The 25,805-nt window shown below is 68.3% G+C and carries 26 protein-coding genes, 1 tRNA gene and 1 pseudogene; 9 read left to right on the forward strand and 19 right to left on the reverse strand.

The annotated features are described in order from the left end of the window. The first annotated feature begins 85 nt into the window (after positions 1-85). Positions 86-1,489, forward strand: coding sequence for a hemolysin family protein (locus D6T64_RS11645; RefSeq protein ID WP_119974848.1), 1,404 nt, complete (start codon positions 86-88; stop codon positions 1,487-1,489). Further along, positions 1,486-2,532, forward strand: a complete 1,047-nt coding sequence (locus tag D6T64_RS11650; RefSeq protein ID WP_119974849.1) for a hemolysin family protein — start codon at positions 1,486-1,488, stop codon at positions 2,530-2,532. Before D6T64_RS11645 ends, D6T64_RS11650 begins: the two co-directional genes overlap by 4 nt. Here the strand turns inward: D6T64_RS11650 and D6T64_RS11655 are convergent. From D6T64_RS11655 to D6T64_RS11735, 17 genes and pseudogenes are all read right to left on the reverse strand, one after another. Then, positions 2,529-2,876 (reverse strand): hypothetical protein, encoded by a 348-nt coding sequence (locus tag D6T64_RS11655; RefSeq protein WP_147364533.1) that lies wholly within the window; start codon positions 2,874-2,876, stop codon positions 2,529-2,531. The two genes, D6T64_RS11650 and D6T64_RS11655, sit on opposite strands and share 4 nt — an antisense overlap. Positions 2,877-3,004: 128 nt before the next feature. Beyond that, positions 3,005-3,622 carry an SRPBCC domain-containing protein gene (locus D6T64_RS11660; RefSeq protein WP_119974851.1) on the reverse strand — a complete coding sequence of 206 codons (618 nt, stop codon included), beginning with the start codon at positions 3,620-3,622 and terminating at the stop codon, positions 3,005-3,007. 8 nt (positions 3,623-3,630) lie between these two features. After that, positions 3,631-4,515, reverse strand: a complete 885-nt coding sequence (locus D6T64_RS11665; RefSeq protein ID WP_119974852.1) for an SDR family NAD(P)-dependent oxidoreductase — start codon at positions 4,513-4,515, stop codon at positions 3,631-3,633. After that, positions 4,512-5,714 (reverse strand): thiolase family protein, encoded by a 1,203-nt coding sequence (locus D6T64_RS11670; RefSeq protein WP_119974853.1) that lies wholly within the window; start codon positions 5,712-5,714, stop codon positions 4,512-4,514. The genes D6T64_RS11665 and D6T64_RS11670 overlap by 4 nt, the downstream gene beginning before the upstream one ends. A gap of 154 nt (positions 5,715-5,868) precedes the next feature. After that, positions 5,869-6,675: a TrmH family RNA methyltransferase gene (locus tag D6T64_RS11675; RefSeq protein WP_119974854.1), complete on the reverse strand. Its 807-nt coding sequence runs from the start codon at positions 6,673-6,675 to the stop codon at positions 5,869-5,871. A 291-nt stretch (positions 6,676-6,966) separates the two neighbouring features. Then, positions 6,967-7,731 (reverse strand): DUF4397 domain-containing protein, encoded by a 765-nt coding sequence (locus D6T64_RS11680; RefSeq protein ID WP_119974855.1) that lies wholly within the window; start codon positions 7,729-7,731, stop codon positions 6,967-6,969. Between the two features lie 128 nt (positions 7,732-7,859). Further along, positions 7,860-8,858, reverse strand: coding sequence for a DNA-3-methyladenine glycosylase family protein (locus tag D6T64_RS11685; RefSeq protein ID WP_233551101.1), 999 nt, complete (start codon positions 8,856-8,858; stop codon positions 7,860-7,862). A 43-nt stretch (positions 8,859-8,901) separates the two neighbouring features. Beyond that, complete coding sequence (locus D6T64_RS11690) at positions 8,902-10,416, reverse strand: NAD-dependent succinate-semialdehyde dehydrogenase (protein ID WP_119974856.1); 1,515 nt, start codon at positions 10,414-10,416, stop codon at positions 8,902-8,904. Between the two features lie 204 nt (positions 10,417-10,620). After that, on the reverse strand, positions 10,621-11,559 hold the full coding sequence (locus D6T64_RS11695; protein WP_119974857.1) for an anti-sigma factor domain-containing protein: 939 nt from the start codon (positions 11,557-11,559) through the stop codon (positions 10,621-10,623). Next, positions 11,546-12,106, reverse strand: coding sequence for a sigma-70 family RNA polymerase sigma factor (locus D6T64_RS11700; protein WP_233551102.1), 561 nt, complete (start codon positions 12,104-12,106; stop codon positions 11,546-11,548). Before D6T64_RS11700 ends, D6T64_RS11695 begins: the two co-directional genes overlap by 14 nt. Positions 12,107-12,304: 198 nt before the next feature. Continuing rightward, positions 12,305-13,255, reverse strand: coding sequence for an alpha/beta fold hydrolase (locus tag D6T64_RS11705; RefSeq protein ID WP_199719149.1), 951 nt, complete (start codon positions 13,253-13,255; stop codon positions 12,305-12,307). 206 nt (positions 13,256-13,461) lie between these two features. Then, a pseudogene (locus D6T64_RS11710) lies at positions 13,462-14,031 on the reverse strand (isochorismatase family protein); the annotation flags it as partial. A 75-nt stretch (positions 14,032-14,106) separates the two neighbouring features. Next, entirely contained in the window at positions 14,107-15,531 is a 1,425-nt protein-coding gene (locus tag D6T64_RS11715; protein ID WP_233551104.1) for a D-alanyl-D-alanine carboxypeptidase/D-alanyl-D-alanine-endopeptidase, read from the reverse strand. Positions 15,532-15,726: 195 nt separating this feature from the next. Next, positions 15,727-16,728: a Gfo/Idh/MocA family protein gene (locus tag D6T64_RS11720; RefSeq protein ID WP_119974860.1), complete on the reverse strand. Its 1,002-nt coding sequence runs from the start codon at positions 16,726-16,728 to the stop codon at positions 15,727-15,729. A 9-nt stretch (positions 16,729-16,737) separates the two neighbouring features. Then, positions 16,738-18,150, reverse strand: coding sequence for a DHA2 family efflux MFS transporter permease subunit (locus tag D6T64_RS11725; RefSeq protein WP_119974861.1), 1,413 nt, complete (start codon positions 18,148-18,150; stop codon positions 16,738-16,740). A gap of 102 nt (positions 18,151-18,252) precedes the next feature. Then, on the reverse strand, positions 18,253-18,462 hold the full coding sequence (locus D6T64_RS11730) for a three-helix bundle dimerization domain-containing protein (RefSeq protein ID WP_119974862.1): 210 nt from the start codon (positions 18,460-18,462) through the stop codon (positions 18,253-18,255). A gap of 99 nt (positions 18,463-18,561) precedes the next feature. Then, positions 18,562-21,060, reverse strand: coding sequence for an MMPL family transporter (locus D6T64_RS11735; protein WP_119974863.1), 2,499 nt, complete (start codon positions 21,058-21,060; stop codon positions 18,562-18,564). Positions 21,061-21,133: 73 nt separating this feature from the next. Here D6T64_RS11735 and D6T64_RS11740 point away from each other — a divergent pair, with 73 nt between their 5' ends. Next, complete coding sequence (locus tag D6T64_RS11740; RefSeq protein WP_199719150.1) at positions 21,134-21,721, forward strand: TetR/AcrR family transcriptional regulator; 588 nt, start codon at positions 21,134-21,136, stop codon at positions 21,719-21,721. Between the two features lie 109 nt (positions 21,722-21,830). On the opposite strand, the gene D6T64_RS22600 is transcribed toward D6T64_RS11740, so the two are convergent. Next, positions 21,831-21,924, reverse strand: a tRNA-Thr gene (locus tag D6T64_RS22600). A 345-nt stretch (positions 21,925-22,269) separates the two neighbouring features. Between D6T64_RS22600 and D6T64_RS11745 the strand changes: the two genes are divergently transcribed. Continuing rightward, positions 22,270-23,547 carry a tyrosine-type recombinase/integrase gene (locus tag D6T64_RS11745; RefSeq protein ID WP_119974865.1) on the forward strand — a complete coding sequence of 426 codons (1,278 nt, stop codon included), beginning with the start codon at positions 22,270-22,272 and terminating at the stop codon, positions 23,545-23,547. A 78-nt stretch (positions 23,548-23,625) separates the two neighbouring features. Continuing rightward, positions 23,626-23,802: a helix-turn-helix domain-containing protein gene (locus tag D6T64_RS22245; protein WP_147364534.1), complete on the forward strand. Its 177-nt coding sequence runs from the start codon at positions 23,626-23,628 to the stop codon at positions 23,800-23,802. On the opposite strand, the gene D6T64_RS22605 is transcribed toward D6T64_RS22245, so the two are convergent. Beyond that, positions 23,799-24,098 (reverse strand): helix-turn-helix domain-containing protein, encoded by a 300-nt coding sequence (locus tag D6T64_RS22605; protein ID WP_325049798.1) that lies wholly within the window; start codon positions 24,096-24,098, stop codon positions 23,799-23,801. The genes D6T64_RS22245 and D6T64_RS22605 overlap by 4 nt on opposite strands. 77 nt (positions 24,099-24,175) lie before the next feature. Between D6T64_RS22605 and D6T64_RS11755 the strand changes: the two genes are divergently transcribed. Genes D6T64_RS11755 through D6T64_RS11770 form a run of 4 tightly spaced genes read left to right on the forward strand, consistent with a single transcriptional unit; the run spans position 24,176 to position 25,764 of the window. Continuing rightward, on the forward strand, positions 24,176-24,424 hold the full coding sequence (locus D6T64_RS11755; RefSeq protein ID WP_147364535.1) for a hypothetical protein: 249 nt from the start codon (positions 24,176-24,178) through the stop codon (positions 24,422-24,424). After that, positions 24,421-24,645: a hypothetical protein gene (locus tag D6T64_RS11760; protein WP_119974868.1), complete on the forward strand. Its 225-nt coding sequence runs from the start codon at positions 24,421-24,423 to the stop codon at positions 24,643-24,645. Before D6T64_RS11755 ends, D6T64_RS11760 begins: the two co-directional genes overlap by 4 nt. After that, positions 24,642-25,427: a Rha family transcriptional regulator gene (locus D6T64_RS11765; RefSeq protein WP_119974869.1), complete on the forward strand. Its 786-nt coding sequence runs from the start codon at positions 24,642-24,644 to the stop codon at positions 25,425-25,427. Before D6T64_RS11760 ends, D6T64_RS11765 begins: the two co-directional genes overlap by 4 nt. Continuing rightward, positions 25,420-25,764, forward strand: a complete 345-nt coding sequence (locus D6T64_RS11770) for a hypothetical protein (protein ID WP_119974870.1) — start codon at positions 25,420-25,422, stop codon at positions 25,762-25,764. The genes D6T64_RS11765 and D6T64_RS11770 overlap by 8 nt, the downstream gene beginning before the upstream one ends. The last annotated feature ends 41 nt before the right edge of the window (positions 25,765-25,805 follow it).

Raw genomic sequence — 25,805 nt, forward strand, 5'->3', positions numbered from 1 at the left:
GGAAGTACATGAGCGCCCCCGGTGACGCCCTTGTCCGTTTCGTGATGCCTTCGGGCATGACCAACACCGCTCGGGGGGTGAAGTGATGGAAATTCTCGCTCTCATCATCGGCGTGATCCTGATCGCAGCCTGTGGGGCCTTCGTCGCGGCCGAGTTCTCGCTGATCACGGTGAACCGCAACGACGCTGAGGCCGCTGCCGAAGGCGGTGACAAGCGCTCGCAGGGCGTGCTCAAGGCCATGAAGACCATGTCGACGCAGCTCTCCGGAGCCCAGCTCGGCATCACCGTCACCAACCTCGGAATCGGTTTTCTCGCCGAGCCGGCCATCGCGAACATTGTCGACGGCCCGCTGCTCAGCCTGGGGCTGTCCGAAGCCGGCGCCACCACCGTCTCGGTGACGATCGCCCTCGTGCTCGCAACCGCGCTCACGATGATCTTCGGTGAGCTGATCCCGAAGAACCTCGCCATCGCCCGGCCCCTCGCCACCGCCCGCGCGGTGCAGGGCTTCCAACGGGGCTTCACCACGAGCACGGCCTACCTGATCCGCCTTTTCAACGGCACCGCCAACCGCGTCGTGCGCCTGCTCGGCTTCGAGCCGCAGGAGGAACTCGCCTCGGCCCGCTCCCCCGAAGAGCTGCTCGGCTTGGTGCGGCACTCCGCCCGACAGGGCGCCCTCGCCGTCGACACTGCCGAACTCGTCGAGCGCTCCTTCGCCTTCGGCGACCGCCGCGCCAACGACGTCATGACCCCTCGCGGCCAGATCCTCAGCCTCGACCCCGACGACTCGGTGCATGAACTGCTCATTCGCGCCAAGGCGACCGGACATTCCCGGTTCCCGATCATCGGCGGCGACGGCGAAGGCACCGTGCTCGGCCTCGTGCACGTGCGCCATGCCCTCGCCGTGCCCTACCTCGACCGCGACCGGGTCACCGTCGGCCAGGTCATGGGCCCCGTCACGACCGTGCCCGACACCGTCGAACTTGACGGCCTGATGGACACGCTCCGCCACGGCGGCCTGCAGATGGCCGTGCTCATCGACGAGTTCGGTGACACCGCCGGACTCGTCACCCTCGAAGACCTCGTCGAAGAACTCGTCGGCGAAGTCCGCGACGAGCACGACCCCGTTCAGGAGACGATCACCAGCGACGCCGACGGCGCCTGGGACCTCGAAGCGTCCCTGCGCCCCGACGAAGCGAGCCAACACCTCGGCGTGCTCGTGCCCGAGCATGAAGAGTACGACACCCTCGCCGGGCTCGTCACCCTCGAACTCGGGCGCCTCGCCCGGGTCGGCGACACGATCGAGATCACGAGCGCGGATGTCCCCGGGGAGCCGGCGAGCCGCATCCGCTTCGACGTGACCGCGATGGATGACCACCGCATCGACCGGGTGCGCATCCTGGTGCACACGATCGACCCTGACGAAGACCCCGACCACGAACACGGCCCCACAGCGGCCTCGACCCTCGAACGAACGGAGCGCCACTCATGAGCACCACTGCAGGCTTGCTCCTGACCGTCGGGCTGTTGCTCGTCAATGCCTTCTTCGTCGGCGCGGAATTCGCGCTCATCTCCGCCCGCCGCACGATCGTCGAACCGAAGGCCCTCGCCGGCTCCCGCGCCGCGAAGATCACCCTCAGGGCCATGGAAAACGTGTCCCTCATGATGGCGGGCGCTCAGCTCGGCATCACCATCTGTTCGCTCGCCCTCGGCGCGCTCAGCGAGCCGGCCATAGCGAGCCTGCTCGAGGGCCCGTTCGCCGCGATGGGTGTTCCGGAGGCTTTCGTGCACCCGATCGCCTTCGCGATCGCCCTGTCGCTCGTGACCTACCTGCACGTCGTGTTCGGTGAGATGGTGCCCAAGAACATCGCCCTCGCCGGCCCCGAGCGCATGGCCATGCTGCTGGCGCCGCCACTCGTGGCCATCGTGACCGTTCTCTTTCCGCTCCTGTGGGTCATGAACGCCATCGCGAACGCGTTCCTGCGTCTGATGAAGGTCGAACCAAAGAACGAGGTGACCAGCGTCTTCACCCGCGACGAGGTTGCCGCGCTCGTGGAGGAATCCCGCCACGGCGGCATGCTCGACGTCAACGACGAGAAGCTGCTGCTCGGCGCCCTCACCTTTGAGGAGCGTGACGTGTCGAGCGTCCTGATTCCGCTGCTCTCGCTCACGACGCTTTCGGCGGATGTCACGCCCGCCCAGGCGGAGGCCGTCGCGATCGGCGGGTTCTCCCGTTTCCCGGTGCGTGCGGAGGACGGAAGTCTCGTCGGCTACGTCCACATCAAGGACCTGCTCGAGATCGAGGCCGAGCGCCGCGAGCTGCCGATGGATCCCGCTCTGATGCGCTCACTGCCGGATGTGCACATGCACACGCCGCTGCGCCAAGCGCTCACCGCGATGCAGGGGTCAGGCGCACACCTCGCGCGCGCGATCGACGCGGACGGCGTCACCCTCGGCATCCTGACCCTGGAAGACGTGCTCGAAGAGCTCGTCGGCCAGATTCGCGACGACAGCCGCAGCCTGAAGCTCGGCTAGGCGCCTCGGCCGGTCGGCCCTGCGGGGTCGGCCGGGATCCGGCCGCCGTGCGGCCCAGCCAGGTTGTGATTGTGCCGGACGATCAGAAGGGTCAGAGCCGCCACGGGGATCAGCACCAGCAGCAGGCTCCACCGGCCGGCGACAGCAATGGTCTGGCCATGCCCGAACGTCAACAGGGCCAGACCGAACAACCGAAGCGCGACGCTGCCCCGCGGCGCATGAGCCGCAGTACTCCAGAACGGGATGCGGATGCCTCGGTTGAGTCGACTCGTGCGCTGCAGCCCGTAGGCGAGAACCGCGCTCCCCGCCACGATCAGGAGCACTCCGCCGATGAACCCATTCACTGCGTGCCCCCTGAACCCGATCCCGTTTGCCCGGTTTGCGTAATGTCCAGCCTACAACCCAACCGGTTGGATTGTTAAGCGAGCACGTGAACCGGCACGAGGGCGGACCCGTGTTAGTTATGGCCCGGTCAGGGCGTGTCGGGGGCAAACTGGGCGATGGACGCGGCGACAGCCGCCGAGAGCTCGATGGCGCTGGCCGTCTCGGACCGCTCCACCGCCACCGCCCAGGCGTCGATCGACAGCCGGGCGAAGCGCTGCATGCCGGGCGACGCCTCCCAGTGGACCGGATCCTCGACGAAATCCCCGGCGAGGAACAGGCCCAGCCCCACGACGCTCATCTCCCAGGCCGGTGCCACAGAGAGCGCCCCGGCGCCGCTGCCGGCCATCGTCAGCGGCACGGTGTGCTCGAACGTCAGCGTGGTGCCGCCGTTCACGCCCGGGTCGAGCCGGGCTACGACCACGCTGCTCGGGCCGCCATAGCTCACCCGCAGCACCCGACCGGGCACGCAGGCGAGCACCGCGCCGCCCGCATTGCCCGCGAGCTGGAAGGTGCCACCCACCTGCAGGTCACCGGTGACGGGGAGGAACCAGCGGGCCAGGGCGGCAGGGTCGGTGAGGGCGGCCCAGACATCCGCCGGTAGCGCCGTGTAGTGGTGCACGAGCCGCACCTGCACGGCGGGCTCGCCGCTTCCCGGTGCCACAGCGACCGTGCGCTGGGTTTCGTTGAGCTGGATGTCGGGTGACATGGTCTCTCCTACTTCGGTTGCATGCGAATGGCGCCGTCGAGTCGAATGGTTTCCCCGTTGAGCATGGGATTGTCGACGATATGCCGCACGAGGGATGCGTATTCGGCGGGGTCGCCCAGACGCGACGGATGAGGCACCTGAGCCCCCAGGGAGTCCCGCACCGCGGTCGGCAGCCCCTGCAGCATGGGGGTGTCAAAGGTTCCCGGTGCGATGGTCATCACCCGAATGAAGGACGGCGCAAACTCCCGGGCCAGGGGCAGGGTCATCGCGGCGACTCCGCCCTTGGACGCGGCGTAGGCAGCCTGGCCAATCTGCCCGTCGAAGGCGGCGACGGATGCCGTATTCACGATCACGCCGCGTTCGGCGGCTCCCTGCCGGGCCGGGTCACCGACCGGTGCGGTTTTCATCATGGCCGCGGCGGCAAGTCGGGTCACGTTGAAGGTGCCGACGAGGTTGATGCGGATCGCCCGGTCGAAGTCGGCGAGCGGCATTGGTCCGTCGCGGCCCACCGTGCGGGCTCCCGGAGCGATGCCGGCACAGTTGACGACGATGCGCAGCGGCCCGAGCAGCACGGCGGCGTCGACGGCGGCCTGCACGTCGCCGGCGCTCGTGACATCGCCGGGCACGAACTGGGCGCGGGGGTGGCTGGTGCCGGGGTTAATGGGTGCCGCGGGGTCGCGCGGCACCACCGTGGTGCTCGCGCTGGATCCCGCGGGGACGTGCGCGGCGGCGCCGGCACCGGCGTTGAGCCGGTCCGCAATGGCCTCACCGGGGGCGCCGGGCAGGTCGAGCAGCACCACGTGGGCGCCGGCGGCGTGCAGTGCGGTCGCGGTGGCCAGGCCGAGGCCGGAGGCGCCCCCGGTGACCAGGGCGGAGCATCCGTTGATGATCATGAGAGCCTTTCGATCAGCGTCGCGTTGGCCATGCCGCCGCCCTCGCACATGGTTTGCAGACCCCAGCGGCCGTCGGTTGCTTCGAGCTGGCCGAGCAGGGTGGTGAGCAGGCGGGTTCCGGAGGATCCGAGGGCGTGGCCGAGCGCGATGGCGCCGCCGCGCGGGTTGAGCCGGGCGGGGTCGGCGTCGAGTTCCTGCTGCCAGACCAGAGGCACGCAGGCGAAAGCCTCGTTGACCTCGTAGGCGTCGATGTCGTCAATGCTGAGGCCGGCGCGGGAGAGGATGCGCCGGGTGACGGGAATGACCCCGGTCAGCATGAAGAGCGGATCACTGCCGGTGACCGCGAAGCCGTGAAACCGGGCCCGCGGGGTGAGTCCGAGTTCGGCGGCCCGGGTGGCGCTCATGATCAGCGTCGCCGAGGCGCCGTCGGTCAGCGGAGACGAGTTGCCGGCTGTGGTGTGCCAAGCCAGATCGGGGTAGCGCTCGGCGAGCCGCTCGGTGCGAAAGGCGGGTGACAGCCCGGACAGGCTCGCGTGCGACGTCGCCGGGCGGATGGTCTCGTCGTCTTCGATCGGTCGGCCGTCGGGCGCGTCGACGGGCACGATCTCGGCGGCGAAGTCCCCGCGTTCGGTCGCGGCGGCGGCGAGCCGGTGTGACCGGGCGGCGAAGGCGTCAAGCTCGTCGCGGCCCAAATGCCAGTGGTCGTTGATGAGCTCGGCGGATACGCCCTGATTGACAAGGCCGTCTGGGTAACGATCGCGCATCCGCTGCCCGGCGGGGTCCTGTTCCCCGGTGCCGTAGCCCGAGATCGACGATCCTAGCGGTACCCGGCTCATCGACTCCACACCGCAGGCGATGACCACGTCGTAGCTGCCGGCCATCACCCCCTGCGCCGCGAACGCCACGGCCTGCTGGCTGGAACCGCACTGGCGGTCGATGGTGATGCCCGGCACGCTGTCGGGAAACCCCGCACTCAGCAGCGCGGTGCGGGTGAGGTTGTAGCCCTGCTCGCCGACCTGGCTGACGCAGCCGCCGATCACGTCGTCGATCAGCGCCGGATCGAGGTCGTTGCGGGCGACGAGTTCGCGCAGCACGGTGGCGAGCAGATCGGCCGGGTGAATGCCGCTGAGGGCACCGCCGGGCTTGCCGCGCCCACTCGGGGTGCGCAGAACGTCGATGATGACAGCCTCATTGCTCATGACTCCACCCTACGGCGATCCCCTGACTATGCCCAGAAACCGCCGGAATCAGCCGGAGCCGCGGGCGCGTCAGACGAGCGAACAGCCCGCCAGAACAGCCGGTCTGATCAGCCGGGCTCTTCAGCCCGGCTCTTCGGCCCGCACGTTCAGCCCTTCAGGAGGACAGCGCCCACATCGCCACCGCGCTCGCGGCGGCGACGTTGAGGGAGTCGATGCCGTGCTTCATCGGAATCTGCACCACGCTGTCGCTCGCTTCGAGGGCCTCGGGGGTCAGGCCTTCTCCCTCGGCGCCGAGCAGCAAGGCGAGTTTCTCGTGGTCGTGGGCGGTGAAATCACGCAGGCTCACGGCATCCGCTGACAGGGCGAGGGCGGCGACATGAAAACCATGCCGTGTGAGCAGCGCGCGTGTTGACGTCCAATCACCGACCCGAGTCCAGGGCACCTGCAGCACGGTACCCATCGACACCCGAATCGCGCGCCGGTAGAACGGGTCGGAGCAGCGCGGAGTCACGAGAATCGCGTCAGCGCCGATCGCGCCGGCGGAGCGAAAGATGGCTCCGACATTTGTCGGGTCGGCGACGTTTTCGAGAATCACGATGCGGGTGGCCGTGCTGAGCAGCGCGTCGGCGTCGGGCAGTTCGGGCCGGTGCATCGACGCGATCAGGCCACGGTGCAGAATGTAGCCGGTCAGTTCGGCAAGCAGCTCGCCCGGTCCCACGAACACCGGAATGTCGGCCGCGTCGGGCCCGAGCACACGCAGGGCTTCCTCGGCCGTGCCGCCGAGCGCCAGCACCGACCGCGGGCGGTGCCCGGCGCGCAGTGCCCGCTCGAGCACGAGCGCGGATTCGGCGATGTAGAGGCCGTGCTCGGTGCCGCGGGCCTTCTTGAGGGCGACATCCGTGAGGTGGGCGTAGTCGACCAGGCGCGGGTCACTGAGGTCGGTGATGGTGATGACGGGCATCCGTTCAGCTTAGTTCCGGGCCCACACCGTGACCCGGCCGGGGTGTCGGGCCGGGGTGTCGGGCCGGAGAGGCAGCTGACTCACCGGCATAACTCCTGCAACCCGGCCGACGGATGCCGCGGGTCGCCCGTCTTTCCGGGCCACCCGCGGTTGCCGTGCCGCGAAGTGCAGGAGTTATGCGCCGGTGCCTGCCGCCCCCGACTCGCCGTGAGGCCGGAGGGCTCTGCGGCCGTGCGGCCGGCGAGGCCCGTGAGGCCGGTGAGGCCGGTGAGGCCCGTAAGGCCGGTGAGGCTAGTGGTGGTGGCTGTGATTCTTGTGGTGGCCACGGTAGCCGTGGCCGCGGTGGCCGTTCTTCTGCTTGTCGGTGGCGACCGTCTGCACCGCGAGGTTCAGGCTGTCGTCGCTGAGGCTGCCCCAGGCGTAGACGATGGTGTTGGTGCGCTTGGCCACGTCGACGTCGGCCGGGCCGATCAGGGGCTCGGTGGTTCCCGCGGCGGCGACGGCTGCCGAAATCACCCCGGCCGGCAGCGCCAGCACGGCTTCGTGCGGGTTGACCAGGCCGGAGACGGCGGCGGCGCCGCCGGCAAGCACGTCGACGGCCGGGGCCGCGGCGATGTGACGCACGGTGAGGCGGCCCTCGCCGCGCTTCAGCCGCGAGGTGTCATTGGTGAACAGCGTGGCGGTGGGGGCGCCGGCCTCGGTGAGGTGGGCGGCGACGGTGTAGTCGGTGCCGGCGGTGAGGGTGAGGTCGACCGGGCCGATGGCCGGGGCGCTGGCGTCGGCGGCATCCGCTGCCGTGATGGCGACGGTGTAGGTGCCGGCCGGCAGGTCGAGGGGGCCGGCGAAACTGCCGGGTTCGAAGTCATCGAGGGTGAGTTCGTTGTTGACGTAGACGTCGACGACGAGGCCCGGCACGCCGTGGAACACCGAGAGCTGGGCCTCCGGTCCGTGCTGTCGGGGGCCATCGTGGGCCTGGGCGGGGGCGAAGCCGGCCAGGCCGACGAGGACTCCGGCGGTGAGACCGAGTGCGAGGGTCTTCGGGAGGGTGTTCTTCATGGGATCTCCAAAGGTCGAAATCGATGAACGAGCGGGTCGAAAGAACCACTCACCCACTGACTTCGCGCCCCGGGCTGGTTTCGGATGCACCACGGAGAATGTTTCCTGATTATTTCTCAAGAGTTGGGCTAGTGCAGCCGGTGGTCGACAAAACTCAGCCGCGGCCCGCGGCGGGGCTTCAGGGTAGCCCCGCCCGCCTCGAGCAGTCGGACAACGCGGTATCGATGCGGCTGCCATTTCTGCATCGCGACGATCATCTCGGTGTCGGTCATATCCCGACCGAACAGGGAATGCCCGATCATGTTGGACAGGTGGAAGTCGCCCACGGACAGCGCGTCGGCGTCACCGAGGGCCCGCTGGGCGACCTCCGCGGCCGTCCAAACCCCGACTCCGGGCACGGTGCGCAGCCGTGCGGCCGCCTCCGCCGGGCTGAGGTTGACCCCCGACTGCAACTGCCGTGCCACTTGGAGGGCCAGCATCACCGTGCGGGACCGCCGCGGATCAACCCCGGCCCGGTGCCATTCCCACGACGGAATGAGTTGCCAGGCCCGGTTCGACGGACCCACAACCATGTTGGCGGGCGTCGGACCGGGTGCCGGCGTGCCGTGCGCGCGCACGAGGGCTCGCCACGACGCGGTCGCCTGCACGCTGATCACTTTCTGCTCGAGAATGGCGGGAATCAGCGACTCCAGCACGAGCCCGGTACGGGGAATGCGCAGGCCCGGAAACCGGCGGTGGGCATCGTGCAGCCGCGGATGATCGGCGACGAACCCGGTCGGGTCGTCGGCTTCTCCCACCAGGGCGGATGCCGCAGCGACCGCCGCGTGAGCTCCCTCGCCCCAGGCTTCACATCTGAGGGTATGCAGGTCGTGCTGCGTGAACCGCATCGAGGCCGGTCCTTCGACCGTGAGCGTCGTGCGCCAGACGGCGCCGTCGGCCGCGACCTGGTGGGTCGGGTCGGTGGCCCCGCGGCCGAGCCGCGACAGCGTCAACTGCATGTCGGTGGCAAACGCCGGATGCCACGTGGTGGCGGCATCCGGCGTCGCCCCAGCCTCACTCGGCGCCGCCCGGGCTCCGGCGCCGGAGCGGGCGAAGCCGCCCGCACCGGAACTGAGCTGTTCGGTCATGGTTTGTCTGCTGCGCGTGGGTATCGCGTGCTGCCCGTCGCGGCTAGACCGTGGCGGGGTCGGGCGTCAGGGTGTACTTCGTCGAGAGGTACTCGCGAATGCCTTCGAGTCCGCCCTCGCGGCCGAGTCCGGACTGCTTAACTCCGCCGAACGGGGCAGCGGCGTTGGAGACGACGCCGGTGTTCAGGCCCATCATGCCGGTCTGCAGCCGATCGATCATGCGCTGTCCCCGAGCGAGATCGGTTGTGAACACGTAGCTGATCAGGCCGAACTCGGTGTCGTTGGCGATGCGCACGGCATCCGCTTCGTCGGTGAAGGTCGTGATCGCCAGCACCGGGCCGAAGATCTCCTGGGCGAGGATGTCACTGCCGGCGGTGACCCCGCTCACGACGGTCGGGGCGTAGAACGTGCCGGGGCGCTCGAGCGCCTGCCCGCCGGTGAGGATCTCGGCGCCGCGGGCGACGGCATCCGTCACGAGGGCGTGCGCCTTCGCGACGGCGGCGTCGTTGATGAGCGGGCCGATGTTCACTCCGGTTTCGGTGCCGCGGCCGACCTGGAACGTCTTCACCCGCTGGGTGACCCGGCGGCCGAATTCGGCGGCGATCGACTCCTCGACGATGAACCGGTTCGCGGCCGTGCAGGCCTGGCCGATGTTGCGGAACTTGGCGATGATCGCGCCGTCGACGGCCTTGTCAAGGTCGGCATCGGCGAAGACGACGAAGGGGGCGTTGCCGCCGAGTTCCATCGAGGTGCGCAGCACGTTCTCGGCGCTCTGCTTGATCAGCAGCTTGCCGACCGGGGTCGAGCCGGTGAAGCTGAGCTTGCGCAGCCTGGGGTCGGCGATGATCGGGGCCGAGACCGCGCCGGACTCCGACGTGGTGATGACGTTGACGACGCCCTTGGGCAGGCCGACCTCTTCGAGCAGGGCGACGAAGGCGAGGGTGGTGAGCGGGGTCAGCTCGGCGGGCTTGACGACCACCGTGCAGCCGGCGGCGAGCGCCGGGGCGATCTTTCGGGTTGCCATGGCGAGCGGAAAATTCCACGGCGTGATCAGGTAGCAGGGGCCGACCGGGTGCTGGCTGATGATCATGCGGCCGGTGCCCTCGGGGTTGGCGCCGTAGCGGCCGCTGATGCGTACGGCCTCCTCGCTGAACCAGCGCAGGAATTCGGCGCCGTAGGCGACCTCGCCGAGCGCTTCGGGCAGGGGCTTGCCCATCTCGAGGGTCATCAGCAGTGCGAAGTCGTTCTTGCGCTCGGTGAGCAGGTCGAAGGCACGGCGTAGCAGTTCGGCGCGCACGCGCGGCGGTGTCTGAGCCCAGTCGTCCTGCGCGGCGACGGCGGCGTCGAGGGCGGCCGTGCCGTCGGCGACGCTCGCGTCGGCGACGCTCGCGAGCACGGTGCCGGTCGCCGGGTCGATCACGTCGAGGGTACGGCCGGCGGATGCCGCCACCCACTCTCCTCCGATGAACAGCCCGCTCGGGACCCGTTTCAGCAAGGCAGCCTCGGCGGCCTGCGCCGTGGTCACGTTGTTCGTTTCTGCGCCTGTTATCGCTGTCATGTGGACTCCCTACCGTTGCCTGCGCAAACTTCGCCGCACGTGTCGACACACCAGTCGGCGCACGTTTCGACGCGCGTTTCGATTCGACGGGCACACCGCCCGTCTCGTTGACGCTAACAGCCTAACCGGCACCACCGACATCGCCCGCCTGTCGCCGCAGGCGCACGGATTTCGCCGCCCCGGCGATCCCGAGGCACGTCCGGGTCAGCTGGCAACCGCACGCGGGACAAGCTCGCCGCGCACGATCGAGTCCCCGGAGTGCGCCGGGTCCCCATCGCTCGCCTCTGCGGAGACGTCGACAACCGAAAACTCGGCGAGATCGACGGCATCGGGAACCACGAACCGGCCGGTGTCACCGGTCAGCAGGCCGAGGCTGACAAGACCCGAGGCGTCGGGGGTGAGCAGCCAGACCTCCCGCAGCGGTTCGTCGCCCGGAGTCGCCGACGGCGCGCCGACGCTGAGCGTGACGGTCACCTCCCGCGGCCCGTCGGCTGATCGGGCGACGGATGCCTCCCCACTCGCCGTCCAGCCCGGCAGCGGGTCGAGCGTCCCCTGTGCGAGCAGTTGCTCGCGGGGAGCCGGCCACCACAGGGAGGCGGAAAGGCCGACGGCGAGGCCGACCGCTGCCGCTGCGGCCACCGGAACCCAGCGAAGCCGGTGCTGCCGCGCGGGCCGACCATCAGTGAGAGCGGTCACGGGCGCGTCGATGGGCGCGACGACAGGCCCGAGGGCACTGTGTCCGGGGTCACCAAGTATGGGTAGAACCCCCACGGGTTCACCCAATCCGGGCACAACCGGTACGGGCGCACCCGGTCTGGGGGCGACCGGTCCGAGGGCGTCCGGTCCGGGGGCAACTGCTCCGGCGGCCTCCGGTCCGGCGGTGGCCGGTCCGGGCACCGCTGCCACGGAGGCGGACAGCCCGAGTTCGGCGTGGATCCCCGCCCAGACCGTGGGGCTCGGTGTGAGGAGGTCAAGCGGAATGGTGCGACCGAGGTCTACCGTTCGGCGCAGTTCGGCGAGCTCACGGGCACAGTCCGGGCACTCCGCGAGGTGGGACGAGACATTCGCGCCAGCCGGAGCATCCGTCGCCCCGGTGCCGGACAGCGCGATCAGCGCGAGGTCGTCGGGATCAATGTGCGCCATCGGTCCCCTCCAATCGGGTGCGCAGATGGTGCAGGCTGCGGCGAATATGGCTCTTGACGGTGCCGAGCGGCAACCCGAGGCTGTCGGCGATCTGCACCTGGGTGAGGTCGTCGTAGAAGGCGAGGCGCATGACCTGCTGCGGAATCGGCTCAAGCCGCTCCAGGGCCTCGCCCATCATGACGCGGTCCGCCACCTGGTCGCAATCGTCGGGGCTGGTGAGGTTCACGTGTATGGCGACCGCGTTCTCGACGCGGCGCTGACGGGCCCGGCCGGCGTGGGCATCCGCGATCGCGTGCCGCGTGATACCGACCAGCCAGGCCGGCAGCCGCGACCGGCCGGGGTCGAAGCCGGCCCGCCCCCGCCATGCCGCGATGAAGACCTTCTGGGTGACGTCTTCGGCGTCGGTGACGTCGCCGAGGGAGCGCAGCGCGAGAGTGAAGACGAGGGCCGACCAGCGACGGTATGCCTCGGCGAGGGCCCGCTCGTCGCCGTCACGGAACCCTGCGAACAGGCGGGCATCGTCGTCGGTCTCGTCGGCACGGGTCACGGCGGGCGGTGTCCTCCGGGTTGGGATTCGTGGCGCGGCTGTTCGCACCGTTTGTGACCGGGCGGCAAGACTCGCGTCGCTCAGCATAGTGAGTTCCTCCCTTCCCTACCCCTGCTTCGCCGCATCTGCCTCATTCGGAGGCACCCGCCCGGGCAATTTTGCCAGCGAGAGAGCTTTCCACCGAGAAGGTGAGGGGCTTCAGGCGAGAAAGGTCAGCGCGGCATGCTTGAACTCGCGCGCGGTGAGCGCGTTGATGTGCGTGCGGCCGGGCAATTCGAGGTAATCGGCGCCGCGCGCGGCGGCGAGCTCGGCGGCTCCGACCGGGATCGCATCCGCTCCCCCGGCCACGAACAGCTGGCGGATGCCCTCGGGCACGTCGAGCGTCGCGCCCGCGACTCCCTGCACGCACGCGATGAGAGCCTGCCGGTCGGCGCCCGCCGCGATGGCGGCGCCGAGCACGGCGGCGATCGTGGGGTCCTCGGCACCGGGCCTCAGCTCTCCGTGGGTTGCGAACCGGTTGACGGCATCGAGATCCCAGGTTTCGAAGAGTTCCAGCGGGCCGGCACCACCGAGCACGAGTGCGCCGACCCGATCGGGCGCGAGCCGGGCCAGGGCCGCCGCGACGCGGGATCCCATCGAATACGCGATCACGTCGGCCTGCTGCAGTTCGAGGTCGTCGAGCACCGCGACGAGGTCGGCCGCAAGCTGCCGGGGCGCGTAGTCCTCGCCGCGATGCGGTTTGTCACTGCGGCCGTGGCCGCGCAGGTCGGGGGTGATCACGCCGCGCCCGGCCGCGGTCAGCGCACGCACCCAGCCGGGCGTGTGCCAGGTGACGGATGCCGTCGTCGCGAAACCGTGAACCAGAAGGATCGGGCGCTCCCCGGCGACAAAGTCGTAGGCGATGCGCACACCGTCCAGCCGCCGCACAACGCTCCCGGAGCCCCCAGTCGTGGCCGCAGCGGGGGTGGCCGCGGCGGGGGTGGCCGCAGCGGCGTCGCGCGCTGCGACGGTGCCTGCGGCAATATCCGCACCCGCACCCGCACCCGCGGCAGTACCACCCTCACCCGCAGCGGCACCCGCCCCCGCACGCGCAGCACGACTCGCCGGCGGGGCGCCGGCGTTCGGGATGCCCGCTGCGACCGCCGTCATTCCGTGTCGGCGGCTGTGTCGGCGGCTGTGTCGGCGGCTGTGTCGGCGGACATTTGGGATGATGTTCCGGTCGAGCTCGCCCCCGATCCGCCCGCCGCCGAGCTGCCCGTCGAGTTGTCGTGCGCGCTCGCGGACGTGTCGGTCGCGGCGCCCGCGGGGCCGCCCGCCGCGGTATCCGCTGTCGACGGGCCGAGCACGTCGGAGCTGGCGAAGACGGCCCCGGCATGGGCCATCTCGGCGAGCGCCGTCGCGGTCGATTCTGCCGCGACCCCGGCGACCAGGTCGGTGAAGACGCGCACGTGCTGGCCGTGTTCGAGGGCATCCAGCGTCGATGCACGCACGCAATAATCGGTGGCGAGGCCGACGATGTCGATCTCGGCGACCCCGTTTTCGCTGAGCAGCGTGGTGACCGTCTGCCCCGCTTCCGTGATGCCCTCGAAGATCGAGTACGCGGGTTTGCCCTGGCCCTTGCGAATGTGGAAGGTCACGGCATCCGTCGCCAGGGCCGGGTGGTACTCGGCGCCGCCGGTGCCGGCGACACAGTGCACGGGCCAGGTCGTCGCAAAATCGGGCGCGGTATCGCGGGCGAAGTGGCCGCCGTTGTCGTTGCCGATGTCGTGCCAGTCGCGGCTCGCGAACACGAAACGATACTCCTGCGGATGCGCGCGCAGCAGCGCCGTGATGCCCGCGGCAACCGCCGCACCGCCGTCGACGCCGAGCACGCCGCCCTCGGTGAAGTCGTTCTGAACGTCAATGATGAACAGGGCCCGAGTCATGGCACTCCTTCAGTCGTGAACGGTCGCGGTCGTGAACAACGTGCAGTCGTGAACATCGCTGGTTCTGCGATACCGCTAGTTGTTGGACAGGTTATCGCCGCAACGGTAGAAGCCGGCGGTAATCGTGTCGATCGCCTGCTTCGCAGTGTCGCTCACGTCGCCGAGCGCGTACACCGCGAACGTCAACGCGGTGCCGTCGGCGGCGTGCACGATGCCGGCGAGGGTGTAGCCGGTGGTGATCCAGCCGGTCTTGGCGAAGACCGCCCCGTCGGCGACGCCATTGTCGCCGGCGAACCGGTCGCTGTAGGAGAGCGATCCGCTCGGGCCGCCGGCCACCGGCAGCCCGTCAAAGATCACCCCGAGGTCTCCCGCGCGGGCGTCGATCTGCTGGAACAGCTCGGTCAGGTAGGCCGGCGGCACGGCGTTCGCGGGGCTGAGGCCCGATCCGTCGGCGATGACGAGGCCGGTGGTGTCGATCCCGTAGGGTGCGAGGCCGCCGACGATGCCCTGCTGTAGCGCCGCGAACGTGGTGCCGGCGCCGGACTGCACGGCGACGAGTCGGGCAAGCATCTCGGCAATCGTGTTGTCGGAGACGATGAGCGACTGTTGGACCAGTGTGGACACCGGCTGCGATTCGGCGCTCGCGAGCGGCGCCGCCCCGACCGGCGCGGCCGCGCGGGTCACGCTGAGGCCGGCGCTGGCGCCCGCGCTGGTGAGTGCGTCGGAGAACGCCTGCCCGGCGCGCGCGATCGGGTCTTCGCTGCGCGGGGAGGTGCTGCGGGCCGGGTTCTCGCGGTCGCCGTCGACCTGCAGGGCGGTGATCTCGGGCATGTAGCCGAGGGCGAGTTCGCTGCGGGCCCAGCCGGCATCCCAGCCCGGGCCGTCGAACAGGGTCGAGTCGAGCACGAGGGAGGTGATCGGCGTTCCGGCGCGCGCCGGGTCGGCGTTCCACGCGGCGACGGTCGCGCTCGCGAGGGTGTCGAGGTGCGCGGCCCCGGTGTAGAAGGGTTCCTGACCGCTCGGCAGCCGGGTGAGGGTGAGGTCTCCGCCGCCGACGAGCACGACCTGGCCGGGTTCGGCCCCGACCATCACGGTCGTCGTGGCGCGGTAGTCGGGCCCGAGCACACTGAGTGCGGCGGCACTGGTCAGCACCTTCATTACGCTCGCGGTCGCCCCGGGCGTGGACCCGCCGCGGTCGAAGAGCACCTCGCCGGTCGCGGCGTTGCGCACCTGGCCTTGAAAGTTCGCGAGCCGCGAGTCGGTGGCGAGGTTTGCGACGGAGCAGGTGCGCAGGCGGCTCGCGGTCGTCGCCGCGGCGGGCACCGGACGTGCGGGCGCTGGGGTGACTGTGGGCGTGGGCGTCGAGGTGTCACCGGCGGATGCCGCCCCCGGCTCCCCGGAATCAGCCGCGCCCGCGGTCGCCGCGCCCCCGACGGCTGCGCCCCCGACCACTGCGCCGGTCGCCAGCAGCGCGAACACGGTGGCCGCGGCGGCGATCACCCAGCCGCGACGGTGGCGTCGAAAGTGTGCTGCACGGGACTTCTGCGATGGCGATGTCCTGGGCTGCAGAGGCTTGCCGGGCGGCGCGGCGGACGGTGTCGAGGCCGCTGGGGGCGGAAAACTGGGGTCGCGCGGGGGTTCCAATTCGGGCACCCAAGTATTTTACCTGCCCGCGGCATCCGCTGCCTGAGAGACCTACTCCCCCGGATACCGCAGCCCGATCTGCGCCCGCACGGCGTCGAGGCCCTGCATAATCGTCACCGATTCCTCGGGCGGCATAACCACGCTCGAGACCGAACCGGCTCGGATCAGGCGCTCGATTTCCTGCGCCTCACAGTACATGCCCCGCCCGGTCAGCTCCCCCGTGACGAACGTTTCGAGCAGGTCGCCCGTCGCCGAGTAGACCCGAAACGTGGTGGGCGAATACCAGACCGCGTCGATCTCGATGCGCCCGAGGCTGCCGATGATCACGGCCGTGTTCGGCCCGACGCTGTCGCTCACCGAGACCGTCGACGCGATCGCCCCGCCCGGGTAGCGAAAGAGCGTGGCGACGTGGGCATCCGCGCCGGTCGGCTTAAACGTCGCCGTCGCCAGAATAGACTCAGGAACCCCGAACAACGACGACGCGAACGAGAGCGGGTAGATTCCCAGATCGAGCAGCGCGCCTCCGCCCAGCTCGAGGGCGTTGAGCCGGTGCCCAGGGTCGGCGGGCAGGCTTTGGCAGTGGTCGGCGATGAGCGTGTGCACCTCACCGATGGTTCCGGCGGCGAGGATCTCGCGGATGCGCACCATGTGCGGCAGAAACCGGGTCCACATCGCCTCCATGACGAGCAGGTTCCTGCCCGTTGCGAGATCGACGATCGCCCGGGCCTGCTGCGCGTTCAGCGCGAAGGGCTTCTCGATCAGCACGTGTTTGCCGGCGTTCAGCGCGAGGCGGGCATTGGCCTCATGAAACGGATGCGGCGTCGCCACGTAGACGACGTCGACCTGCGGGTCCGCCACCAGCGCCTCGTAACTGGCGTGCGCGGTGGGAATGCCGAACTCGTCGGCGAAGGCGGCCGCGGCACCGGGGGTGCGCGACCCGACGGCCTGCACGGTGTGCCCGTTTTTCACGAGGTCGTCGGTGAAGGCGTGGGCGATGCCGCCCGTGGCCAGGATTCCCCAGCGAATCTGTGTGCTGCTGTTCGGCTCAGTCATGACGTGAGCCTACCCACTCACACCGGTCTCTCTCGCGGCCTTGACGACAGGCGCTCGGGGCGGGTTCACGATGCCGAAGCCCGACACCACGCCGCCGAGCATGAGCAGCACCCCGGTGACGATCACGGCCCGGTGCAGGCCGTCGAGGTCGAGCTCGGCGCCCACGATGACGCTCGCCGACGCGATCGCAATGAGGCCGGCAACCCGCGACACCGCGTTGTTGACCGCGGAGGCGATGCCCGCCCGGCCCGGGTCGATGGCGCCGAGAATCGCGCTGGTCAGTGGGGCAACCGTGATCGTGAGACCGAGGCCGAAGATCACGACCCCCGGAAATACCTCGGACCAGTAGAGCGCGTCCGGTCCGATCCGCAGCATCACGATGAAGCCGGTGCCGGCGATGATCGGGCCGATCGTCATGAACAGGCGCGGGCCGATGCGCCCGGCGAGGGTGCCGAAGAGGCCCGCAAGCAGAATGCTGAAGATCGTCACCGGCAGCAGCGCCAGCCCGGCGAGCGTCGCGGAGTAGCCTCCGACCTGCTGCAGAAACACGGCCAATACGAAACTGCCCAGGGAGAGCGCGCTGTAGATGAAGGTCGTCGCGACGTTGCCGACCCAGAAGTTGCGCACCGAGAACAACCCGAGCGGCATCATCGGCTGCGGCGCCCGGCGTTCCCAGAACAGAAACCCGACAAACGCGGCGACCCCGACGATCGCCGGCGCGAGGATCACCGGACTGGCCCAGCCGAAGTTCGCCTGCTCGATGAGCGCGAAGACGGGCAGCCCGAGGCCGAGCACCCCGAGAACCGCGCCGACCACGTCGACGCGAGCGCCGGCATCCGGTGCCCGGTCCTTTGGCAACCGGGCGAGCAGCAGAAGCGTGACCGCAATCGGCAGCACGTTGATGGCGAACACCAGCCGCCAGGAGGCGAGGTCGACGAGCAACCCGCCGATCAGTGGCCCGGCGAGGAACGCGGTGCTGGTGAACGCGGTCCAGGAGCCGATCGCCTTCGCCTGTGCGGCACCGCTGAACGTCGACAGGATCAGCGCGAGCGAGCTCGGCACGAGCAGGGCGCCGGCGACTCCCTGAAGCCCCCGAGCCACGATCAAGACGGATGCCGTGGGCGCCGCCGCGCACAGCACGCTCGTCACGAGAAACCCGACGAGGCCCCAGAACAGCACCCGCTTGCGGCCGAACGCGTCGGACAGCGACCCCGCGAGCAGGATGATTGCGCCGAGGGTGATCAGATAGGCGTCGACAACCCACTGTTGGGTAGCGATACCGCCGCCAAGGTCACGCGTGATGGCCGGCAAAGCCACGTTGATGACCGTGCCGTCGAGAAACGCGATGAACGAGGCCAGCACCGCGACACCCAGCACCAGCCGCTGGGCGCTGCTCGGCGCGGAACCATGGGATGTCGTCATGTCCCCAGCTAACCCCGGTTTGGGCTCCGCCGCACCCGATACCGACTTCCTCGACGGGGCGCTGCCGGCTGAGTGGTGCTGCGGCTCAGAGGCGCTGCCGGCTTAGTGGTGCTGCACGCCGGAGGCGTTCAGGCGCAGGCGGGCGGCGCGCTGAACGAGCACGGACACATAGGCGCGAATCGGACGACCCTCGAAGCGCACGTGTTCGTCGTGCACGACCTGTTCGATCTCGGCGCGCGGGCGTCGGGGAAACTTCTCGGCGAGGGTGTTGACGACCTGAGCGATGGCACCTTTTTCATCGATTTGTTTCATATTTGATTGTGTCCTTTAAGTCCCGTTGCGGGCAAGCCGACTCCCGCGTGTCGTCCACCCCCAGTTGGGGTTGACCTCGCCCTGCTCAGACCACACGCCTCACACCAGGTGGTGGGTGCGTTCGAGGGCAGCGCCCTCGACGTCGACGTTCGGCAGGAGCCGGTCGAGCCAGCGCGGCAGCCACCACGCGGCCTCACCGAGCAGGTGCATGAGGGCCGGCATCAGCAGCATCCGCACCACGAAAGCATCGAGCAGCACGCCAACGGCCAGGCCGAAACCAAGCGAGCGGATGATCGTCGATTCAGAGAAGATGAACCCCCCGAACACGGCCACCATGATCAGGCAGGCAGCGATCACGACCGAGCGCCCGGACCGGAAGCCCTGCGCCACCGCGAGCCGTGCCGGCGCTCCGTGCACGAACGCTTCCCTCATCCCCGAGGCCAGGAACAATTGGTAGTCCATCGCGAGCCCGAACAGGATGCCGACGAGGATGATCGGCAGGAAGCTCAGGATCGGCCCCGCCTGAATGCCGAGCAGCTCGGCGCCCCAGCCCCACTGGAACACCGCGACGGTGGCGCCGTAGGTCGCGAACAGCGACAGGATGAACCCGCCGGTCGCGATCAGCGGCACCAGCAGCGAGCGGAACACCAGGATCATGATCAGCAGCGAGAGGGTCACGACGACCACGAGGTAGAGCGGCAGCACGTCGGCGAGGGACTCCGAGATGTCGATGTTGCTGGCCGCCTGACCGGCAACGCCGAGCTCGATATCGCTGTCCGAGCCGATGCCGCCGGTGCTGATCGGCGGCAGGTCCCGTAGCTCACGCACGAGGGTTTCGGTCGAGACGCTGTTCGGACCCTCCTCCGGCTGCACCACGAAGGCGGCGAGCTGCTGGTCCTCGGAGACCGCGATCGGGGCGACGGCCGCGACATCCGCCTGGGCGCCCAGAGTGCGCGCCACGAGGGCCTGCAGCTCGAGCTCCTCGTTCGCGGACAGGTCGCCCGGCAGGGCGGCGGTCACGAGCAGCGGGCCGTTGGCACCGGCACCGAACTGCTGCTCTGTCACCGTGAAGGCTTCCTGCGAGAGCGATCCGGCGGGTTCGGAGGCACCGTCGGGCAGTCCGAGGCGCAGCGAGAGCGACGGGATGGCGATCGTGAGCAGTGCTGCGACGGCGAGCACGATCGTGACCACGGACCGCGTCGTGGACATCGCCTTCACGGGCTTGGTCGTCAGGGCGGGCAGGCCGATGCGGGTGCGAGCCTTGCGGCCGAGTAGGCGACGCCCGAGCAGGCCGAGGATCGCGGGCGTGAGGGTGACCGCAATGAGCACGGCGACGAAAACGCTCACGGCGCCGGCGGTTCCCATCAGCGCCAGGAACGGCACACCGGTCACGTTGAGGGCCAGCAGCGCCACGACCACGGTCGCACCGGCGAAGACCACGGCGTTGCCGGCGGTTCCGTTGGCGAGCCCGATCGATTCCTTCGGGTCGGCGCCCTGCAGGAGCTGCTTGCGATGGCGGTTGATGATGAAGAGCGAGTAGTCGATGCCGACGGCGAGCCCGAGCATGACGCCGAGAATCGGGGTGACGGATGCCATCTGCACCAGCCCCGAGAAGGAGAGCACGGCCATGGCGCCGACTCCGACGCCGAACAGCGCCGTGACGATCGGCAGGGCGGCCGCGATCACGGAGCCGAGCATGACCAGCAGCACGATCGCCGCGATGATCACGCCGATCAGCTCGCCGATCCCGAGGAGTTCAGGCACGCCCTGCGCGATGTCGGTGGAGAATGAGACACTCACTCCGTCGATCGGTTCGGACTGGAAGTATTCGAGCACCGCGTTCTTGCTCTCCTGCGCGAGCTCGAGGCGCGGCTCGGAGAAGGCCAGGCTCACGAGCGCGGTGGAGCCATCCGCTGACACCTGGCCGATGCCGGACGCCAGGTCGAGCAGTTCGGCGCCGAATGATGCGGTGGTCGCCTGGGCCTCGAGGTCGGTGAGGGAATCGGTCAGGACGGTCTGCTGCGCGTCGATTTCGGCGAGGCCGGCGTCGAGCTGAGCCTGCTGGGCGTCGAGCTGGTCGGTGGGGAAACCGGCCTCAACGGCCTGGGCGCGGCCCTGGTCGAGCTGCGCCTGGGATGCCTCGAGCGCGGTGCGGCCAGCGTCGAGCTGGGCCTGTCCCGCGTCGATCTGGGCGCGGCCGGCCGCGATCTGGGCCTCGCCGTCAGCGAGCTGGGCGGTCTGGTCGGCACGCTGCTGCTCGCTCGTGAACGGGTCGGTGATGGTGGCGATGTCCGGAAGGGTGCTGCCGCCCGCGGCGAGCGCGCTGATGCCGGCGCGCTGGGTCGCGGAGAACTCTGAGCCGTCGGTCGTCGTGAAGACGACGGTTCCGGAGGCGCCGCTGGTGTCGGGGAGCTTGTCGGCGAGCTGTTCGGTGACGGCGCCGGAGGCGGTGCCGGGGATGTCGAAACTCGAGCTGAGTCCGCCGAAGCCGACCAGGAACCCGCCGACCGTCAACGCCAGCACGGCGATCCAGGCCGCGATGACCGTCCACGCGCGCCGCGCCGCGAACATGCCTAGTTTGTACAGCAGCTCAGCCATCTGGGTGATCCCTTCGATCCGTCTCCTAGAGAATACGCTACGTCTCGTCTAGTCCGTGACCTAGGATGACATTATGTCTGCACATCGTCAGGGTCCCGTGCGCAGCGAAGCAGCCCGGGTCGCCATCCTCCAGGCCACGGCCCGACTCTTTGCGGCCCGCGGCTACGACCACCTCACGATGGAGGGGATCGCCGGCGAGGCCGGCGTCGGCAAGCAGACCATCTATCGGTGGTGGCCCTCGAAGGGCGCCGTGGTCGCGGACTGCCTGCTCGACGGCCTGCTTTTTCCCGAACAATTCGCGCTGCCGAACACGGGCGAACTGCGCGAGGACCTCGCCACCTGGCTGCGCAACATCTTCGGAGTGCTCGAACATCCGTCGGGTGAGATGCTGATGCGCTCGCTCATCGCCGCGGCCGCCGAGAACGCGGACGTTGGGCTGCGGCTCTACGACAGCCTCGGCACCGGATCGACGCTGAACGCCCGACTGCACGAGGCGGTTAGCCGCGCCGAGCTGGAGGGCGACACGCCCGTCGAGCAGGTCGGCGACGCACTGGTGGGAGCGGTCGTGATGCGTGCCCTCAGCCGCCTGCCAACCCCCGCCGGGCTGCCCGAACAGCTCGTGGACGCGGTGCTCGGTCGTTCGGCGACCCTGCGGCCCTGACCTCAGGCCGGAATGTTGGGCGCCCGGCCGATGGGGTGCCCAGCAGGGTGCAGGCATGAAAAAAGGACCGGGGCCAGAGGCCCCGATCCCGGTGATTCCGATGATTGCGTGGAGCCGCCTGTCAGAATCGAACTGACGACCTTCTCATTACGAGTGGTGAGTTCCGTATTTACGAACCCCCTAGTTGCCCGGAATTACGCGGCCAAGCCCCACACAGATACCCACTGATATTGCATGCAATATCTAACAATGGCTACCCAATGGCTACCAAAGTGCTAGGTTTCAGACGTACCAAAAAAACGAGGCCGCCAGGGATGCAACCCTGACAGCCTCAGCCCCACCCCGAATTCCACTACAGGGAAGGAACACCATGAACTTTACCGCTACTCGCACAGTCCGTCGCGGTTCGGTCACCAGAAGACTTGAGGCAACGGGGCGCGCGGCTACATGCCGCCGCAACATCTCTCTCGGGAAACTGACCACTGCTGAATGGACTGCTCATTCAAGAAGAAGACCGCACGCCGGATGACCGGCACGAACGGGGAACGATGGCACCGCCGCAAGGACCAAACCGTCACGCAAAAGGGGAGGGGACAACATATCGAGTCCCCAAGGACCCGAAGCTGCCGCTCAAGTACTGGGTAGCGGCGATCGAGCTCCCCTCCCCCGACGGCGCACCCCGCAACCGCGTCACCCGCAAGCGCAAGACCGAGGGGCTCGCGAAAGAGCAGCTCACCAAACTCAAGCGCGAAAAACTGAAACACGGCACGATCAGCACTTCGACCATGACCGTCGCCGAATGGCTCGCGGAATGGCAGGAAGAATGGATGGATGTACGCCCAAAGACTGCGGCCGGGTATCGGTCGAGCATCAAGGCCCACATCATCCCGAGCATCGGCAAGAAACGGCTCGACCAGTTGACGCACAACGACGTACGGAAACTGCACCGCGACATCATCGCGAAGGGCCGCGTCTCATCGACGGCGCTCTACGCGCACAATGTTCTCTCGTCCGTGCTGAAGGATGCCGCGCGCGCCGGAAAGGTCACTGAAGTTGCTACCGACCTCGCGAAAAAACCTCGTGTCACGGCTTCGTCGCTGAGCGTGATGAGTGTCGAGGATGCGATCGCCGTTCTGCGGGCCACACAGTACGACCGGCTCGGCGCCCGTTGGTGGGCCGCACTGTTCACAGGAGCGCGACAGGGCGAAGTTATCGGCCTTGAGATCGACCGTGTGCTGCCCAACGCGCTCGACCTCTCCTGGCAGCTTCAGCGGCTCTCGTGGCTGCACGGGTGCGACGGCGACTGCGGCAGGAAACGAGGCACTGACTGCCCTGCTCGCACCCTAAAAGCGCCCGCAGACTGGGAGCACCGCCACGTGACAGGTGGGCTCTGGCTTGCGCGGCCCAAAAGTGACGCCGGCAAACGAATGCTGCCGCTTGTGGAGCCGCTGCGAACCATCATCATGCAACGCCTCGTGGCATCCTCTGGCGAGCCGAACCCCCACGGGCTAGTCTGGACCGCCGAACCCAAGCGCGACCGCCACAGCCGCGAGCTGCCTCTCGACGGCGCACCGCTTGATCCTGGCCCCGACTCAAAGGCATGGGATGCTCTGCTCAAGCGCGTGGGAGTTGCCGACGTGCGCCTGCACGACGCCCGCCACGTGACCGCCTCGCTGCTCAACCGCGCCGGGGTGAATCAGGCTGCCCGCATGGCGATCCTCGGGCACAGCTCGCCCGCCATGACACAGCACTACACCGACGTGGATATGCAGCAGCTCAGCGCAGGCATGACCTCTATGTCAGCTTTTCTTTCTCTGGACGCTTAGCTATGTCCGACCCTCGACGTAGGGTGAACGTATGTTCGAGTAATCCGCTCGACTGGTTTCATTCAAAGGGGAAATTCCGTGTCGAAGATTGGTTATACCATCACTCAAGCCGCAGATGCCGCCGGCGTCACTGTCCGGATGATCGAAGTCGCTGTGCGCGCAAAGCAATTGAAGGCCCACAGAGTTGAAGGTCAAGCGGTGATGCTCAAAGATGACATCACCACATGGCTGCGCGGCTTCCCTAGCTGGGATTAGAGCGGCTTCACGTCCCACTCAGGCTCGACGTGACGGCTCGCAGTCGCCGCGTCGGCCTGGGCTAGGGTTGCGAGGAAGTCGAGCCCGAGGGCCCAGCAGATGCGCTCTAGGTCTTCCATGTCAATCTGCTTTGTGCCGGCTTTGATCTTCTGCACCTGAGGTCGTGATATCCGCCCTTCGCCGATCGCCCGCGAAAGCGCGAGGTCGTTAATCTTCATGCGCGCCATCCTCTCTCGAATGATCGTCGCTATCTCTTGTGTGAGCGGCCCAGGCGCGCTCTTAGATCCACCAGCCATAACCGGATTGTCGCACAGATAGAGCGAATACTGCACAAGTTGTGCGCTCTGCTCCAAAAGTGTGTAGTGTGTTCCACATGGAGCAAATACAGCACGACCCAAGCCTCAGAAGAGCGAGGATAGCGGCCGAGGTTCGGTCGGAGCTCGCCATCCAGAAGAAGACACGCGCGGCCCTTTCGCTGGCTGTCACCATGTCCACCTACACCCTACGCAGACGCCTAGATGGGATCCAGCCGTTCACAATGGACGAGCTGGACTCCACTACGCGGTTCCTCGGGATCTCACTCGCCGACTTCGTGGCACGAACCGAAGCGGTCGCATCGTGAGCCACATTCCCTTTGGCCCGTCCAACAGTTCCCCGGCCCCGGTGGCCTACAGCATCCTCGACGCAGCTTCGGCCGTTGGAATGAGCGCGCCGTCGTTCAAGCGAATCCTTGCAGCCGGCGACATCACTCGCCGCTACCCGAACTCGACCCCGATCATCTCGCATGCCGAGCTTGTCGACTGGGTTAAGTCGCTGCCGGTCGATAAGCCGGTGCGCTCATGACCGCCCTCGACATCTTCACCAGCGGCGACACGCTCGTCATCTCATCCGAGACAATCGCGGATGGGTCCGGCGTCCAGCACAAGAACGTGCTCGATCTTATCGACGCCAACCGGGCCGACTTCGAGGACTTCGGCTTGGTCGCGTTTGAAACGCGAGCAAGATCAGCGGGCCAGCACGGCGGTGGCGTCACGCGCATCGCTCTCCTGAACGAGCAGCAGGCGACCTTGCTGATGACGTTCCAGAGAAACACCGAGTTGGTTCGCGGATTCAAGAAGGCTCTCGTTCGGGCATTCTTTGACATGGCGCGGCAGACGGTTGTGGCGCCGGCTGAACTCACTCGGATGCAGATTCTTGAGCTGGCGATGGAGTCGGAGCAGCGGGCGATCGCAGCTACCGCTCGCGCCGAGGTCGCGGAAACGTTCAAGGAAGCGATCGAGCGCAATGACGGACTTGTGCCGCGCGAGTTCCACAAGCACTACTTTCCCGACGTGAACGAGAAAGCATTCTTCGACCTTCTCTACACCCGCAGCCTGTTGATCAACCAGCTCGGTAAGGGTACGCGTCGTGAGAACGGCACTTGGCGTGACGGCTCCCAGCACGGACACCCCGGATATCAGGGCAAACGATTCTTCTACCTCGATAGCGGAGTCAATCAGAAGACTGGTTACCGGTACGAGCAGACCCGCGTTCGCCCTGGCGACCCTGAGGTTGAGCTTGTCCAGTACCTCACCAAATTGGGGCTCGTTCCTCAGACCGTTTCTAAGGAGCTTGCCCGTGTCTAAGCCCGTCTTTCTGTTCCGTGCCGTCACAGCGCGGCCCCTCCTCATCGAGCACGACGGCGTTGAAGATGTGCTTGCGCCGGGTTTTGTGATCGGTCGCCAGTCCGGCTACCTGTCGCGCTCGTCCGCGAAGGCTGTTGCTTTCCGTAACCACTTCGCCTTCGACGAGTTCGAAGTCATCCAATCTGAGCCGGTCCGATTCTTGACCGCCGCCGAGAAGACCGAGAAGCGCATCGCCGAGCTTGAGGCTGAGCTGGCCTCGCTGCGAGTGCCAGAGAATCACGGTCGCTCAATCCGCGATGACGTCGATGCGAGACAAGCGGGCATCTGGCCCATCTAGCCAGCCCGTAACACCCCCATTTCTTGGCCGTCCCCGGATGG

This window comes from Cryobacterium melibiosiphilum, assembly GCF_003602235.1.
Classification (GTDB): domain Bacteria; phylum Actinomycetota; class Actinomycetes; order Actinomycetales; family Microbacteriaceae; genus Cryobacterium; species Cryobacterium melibiosiphilum.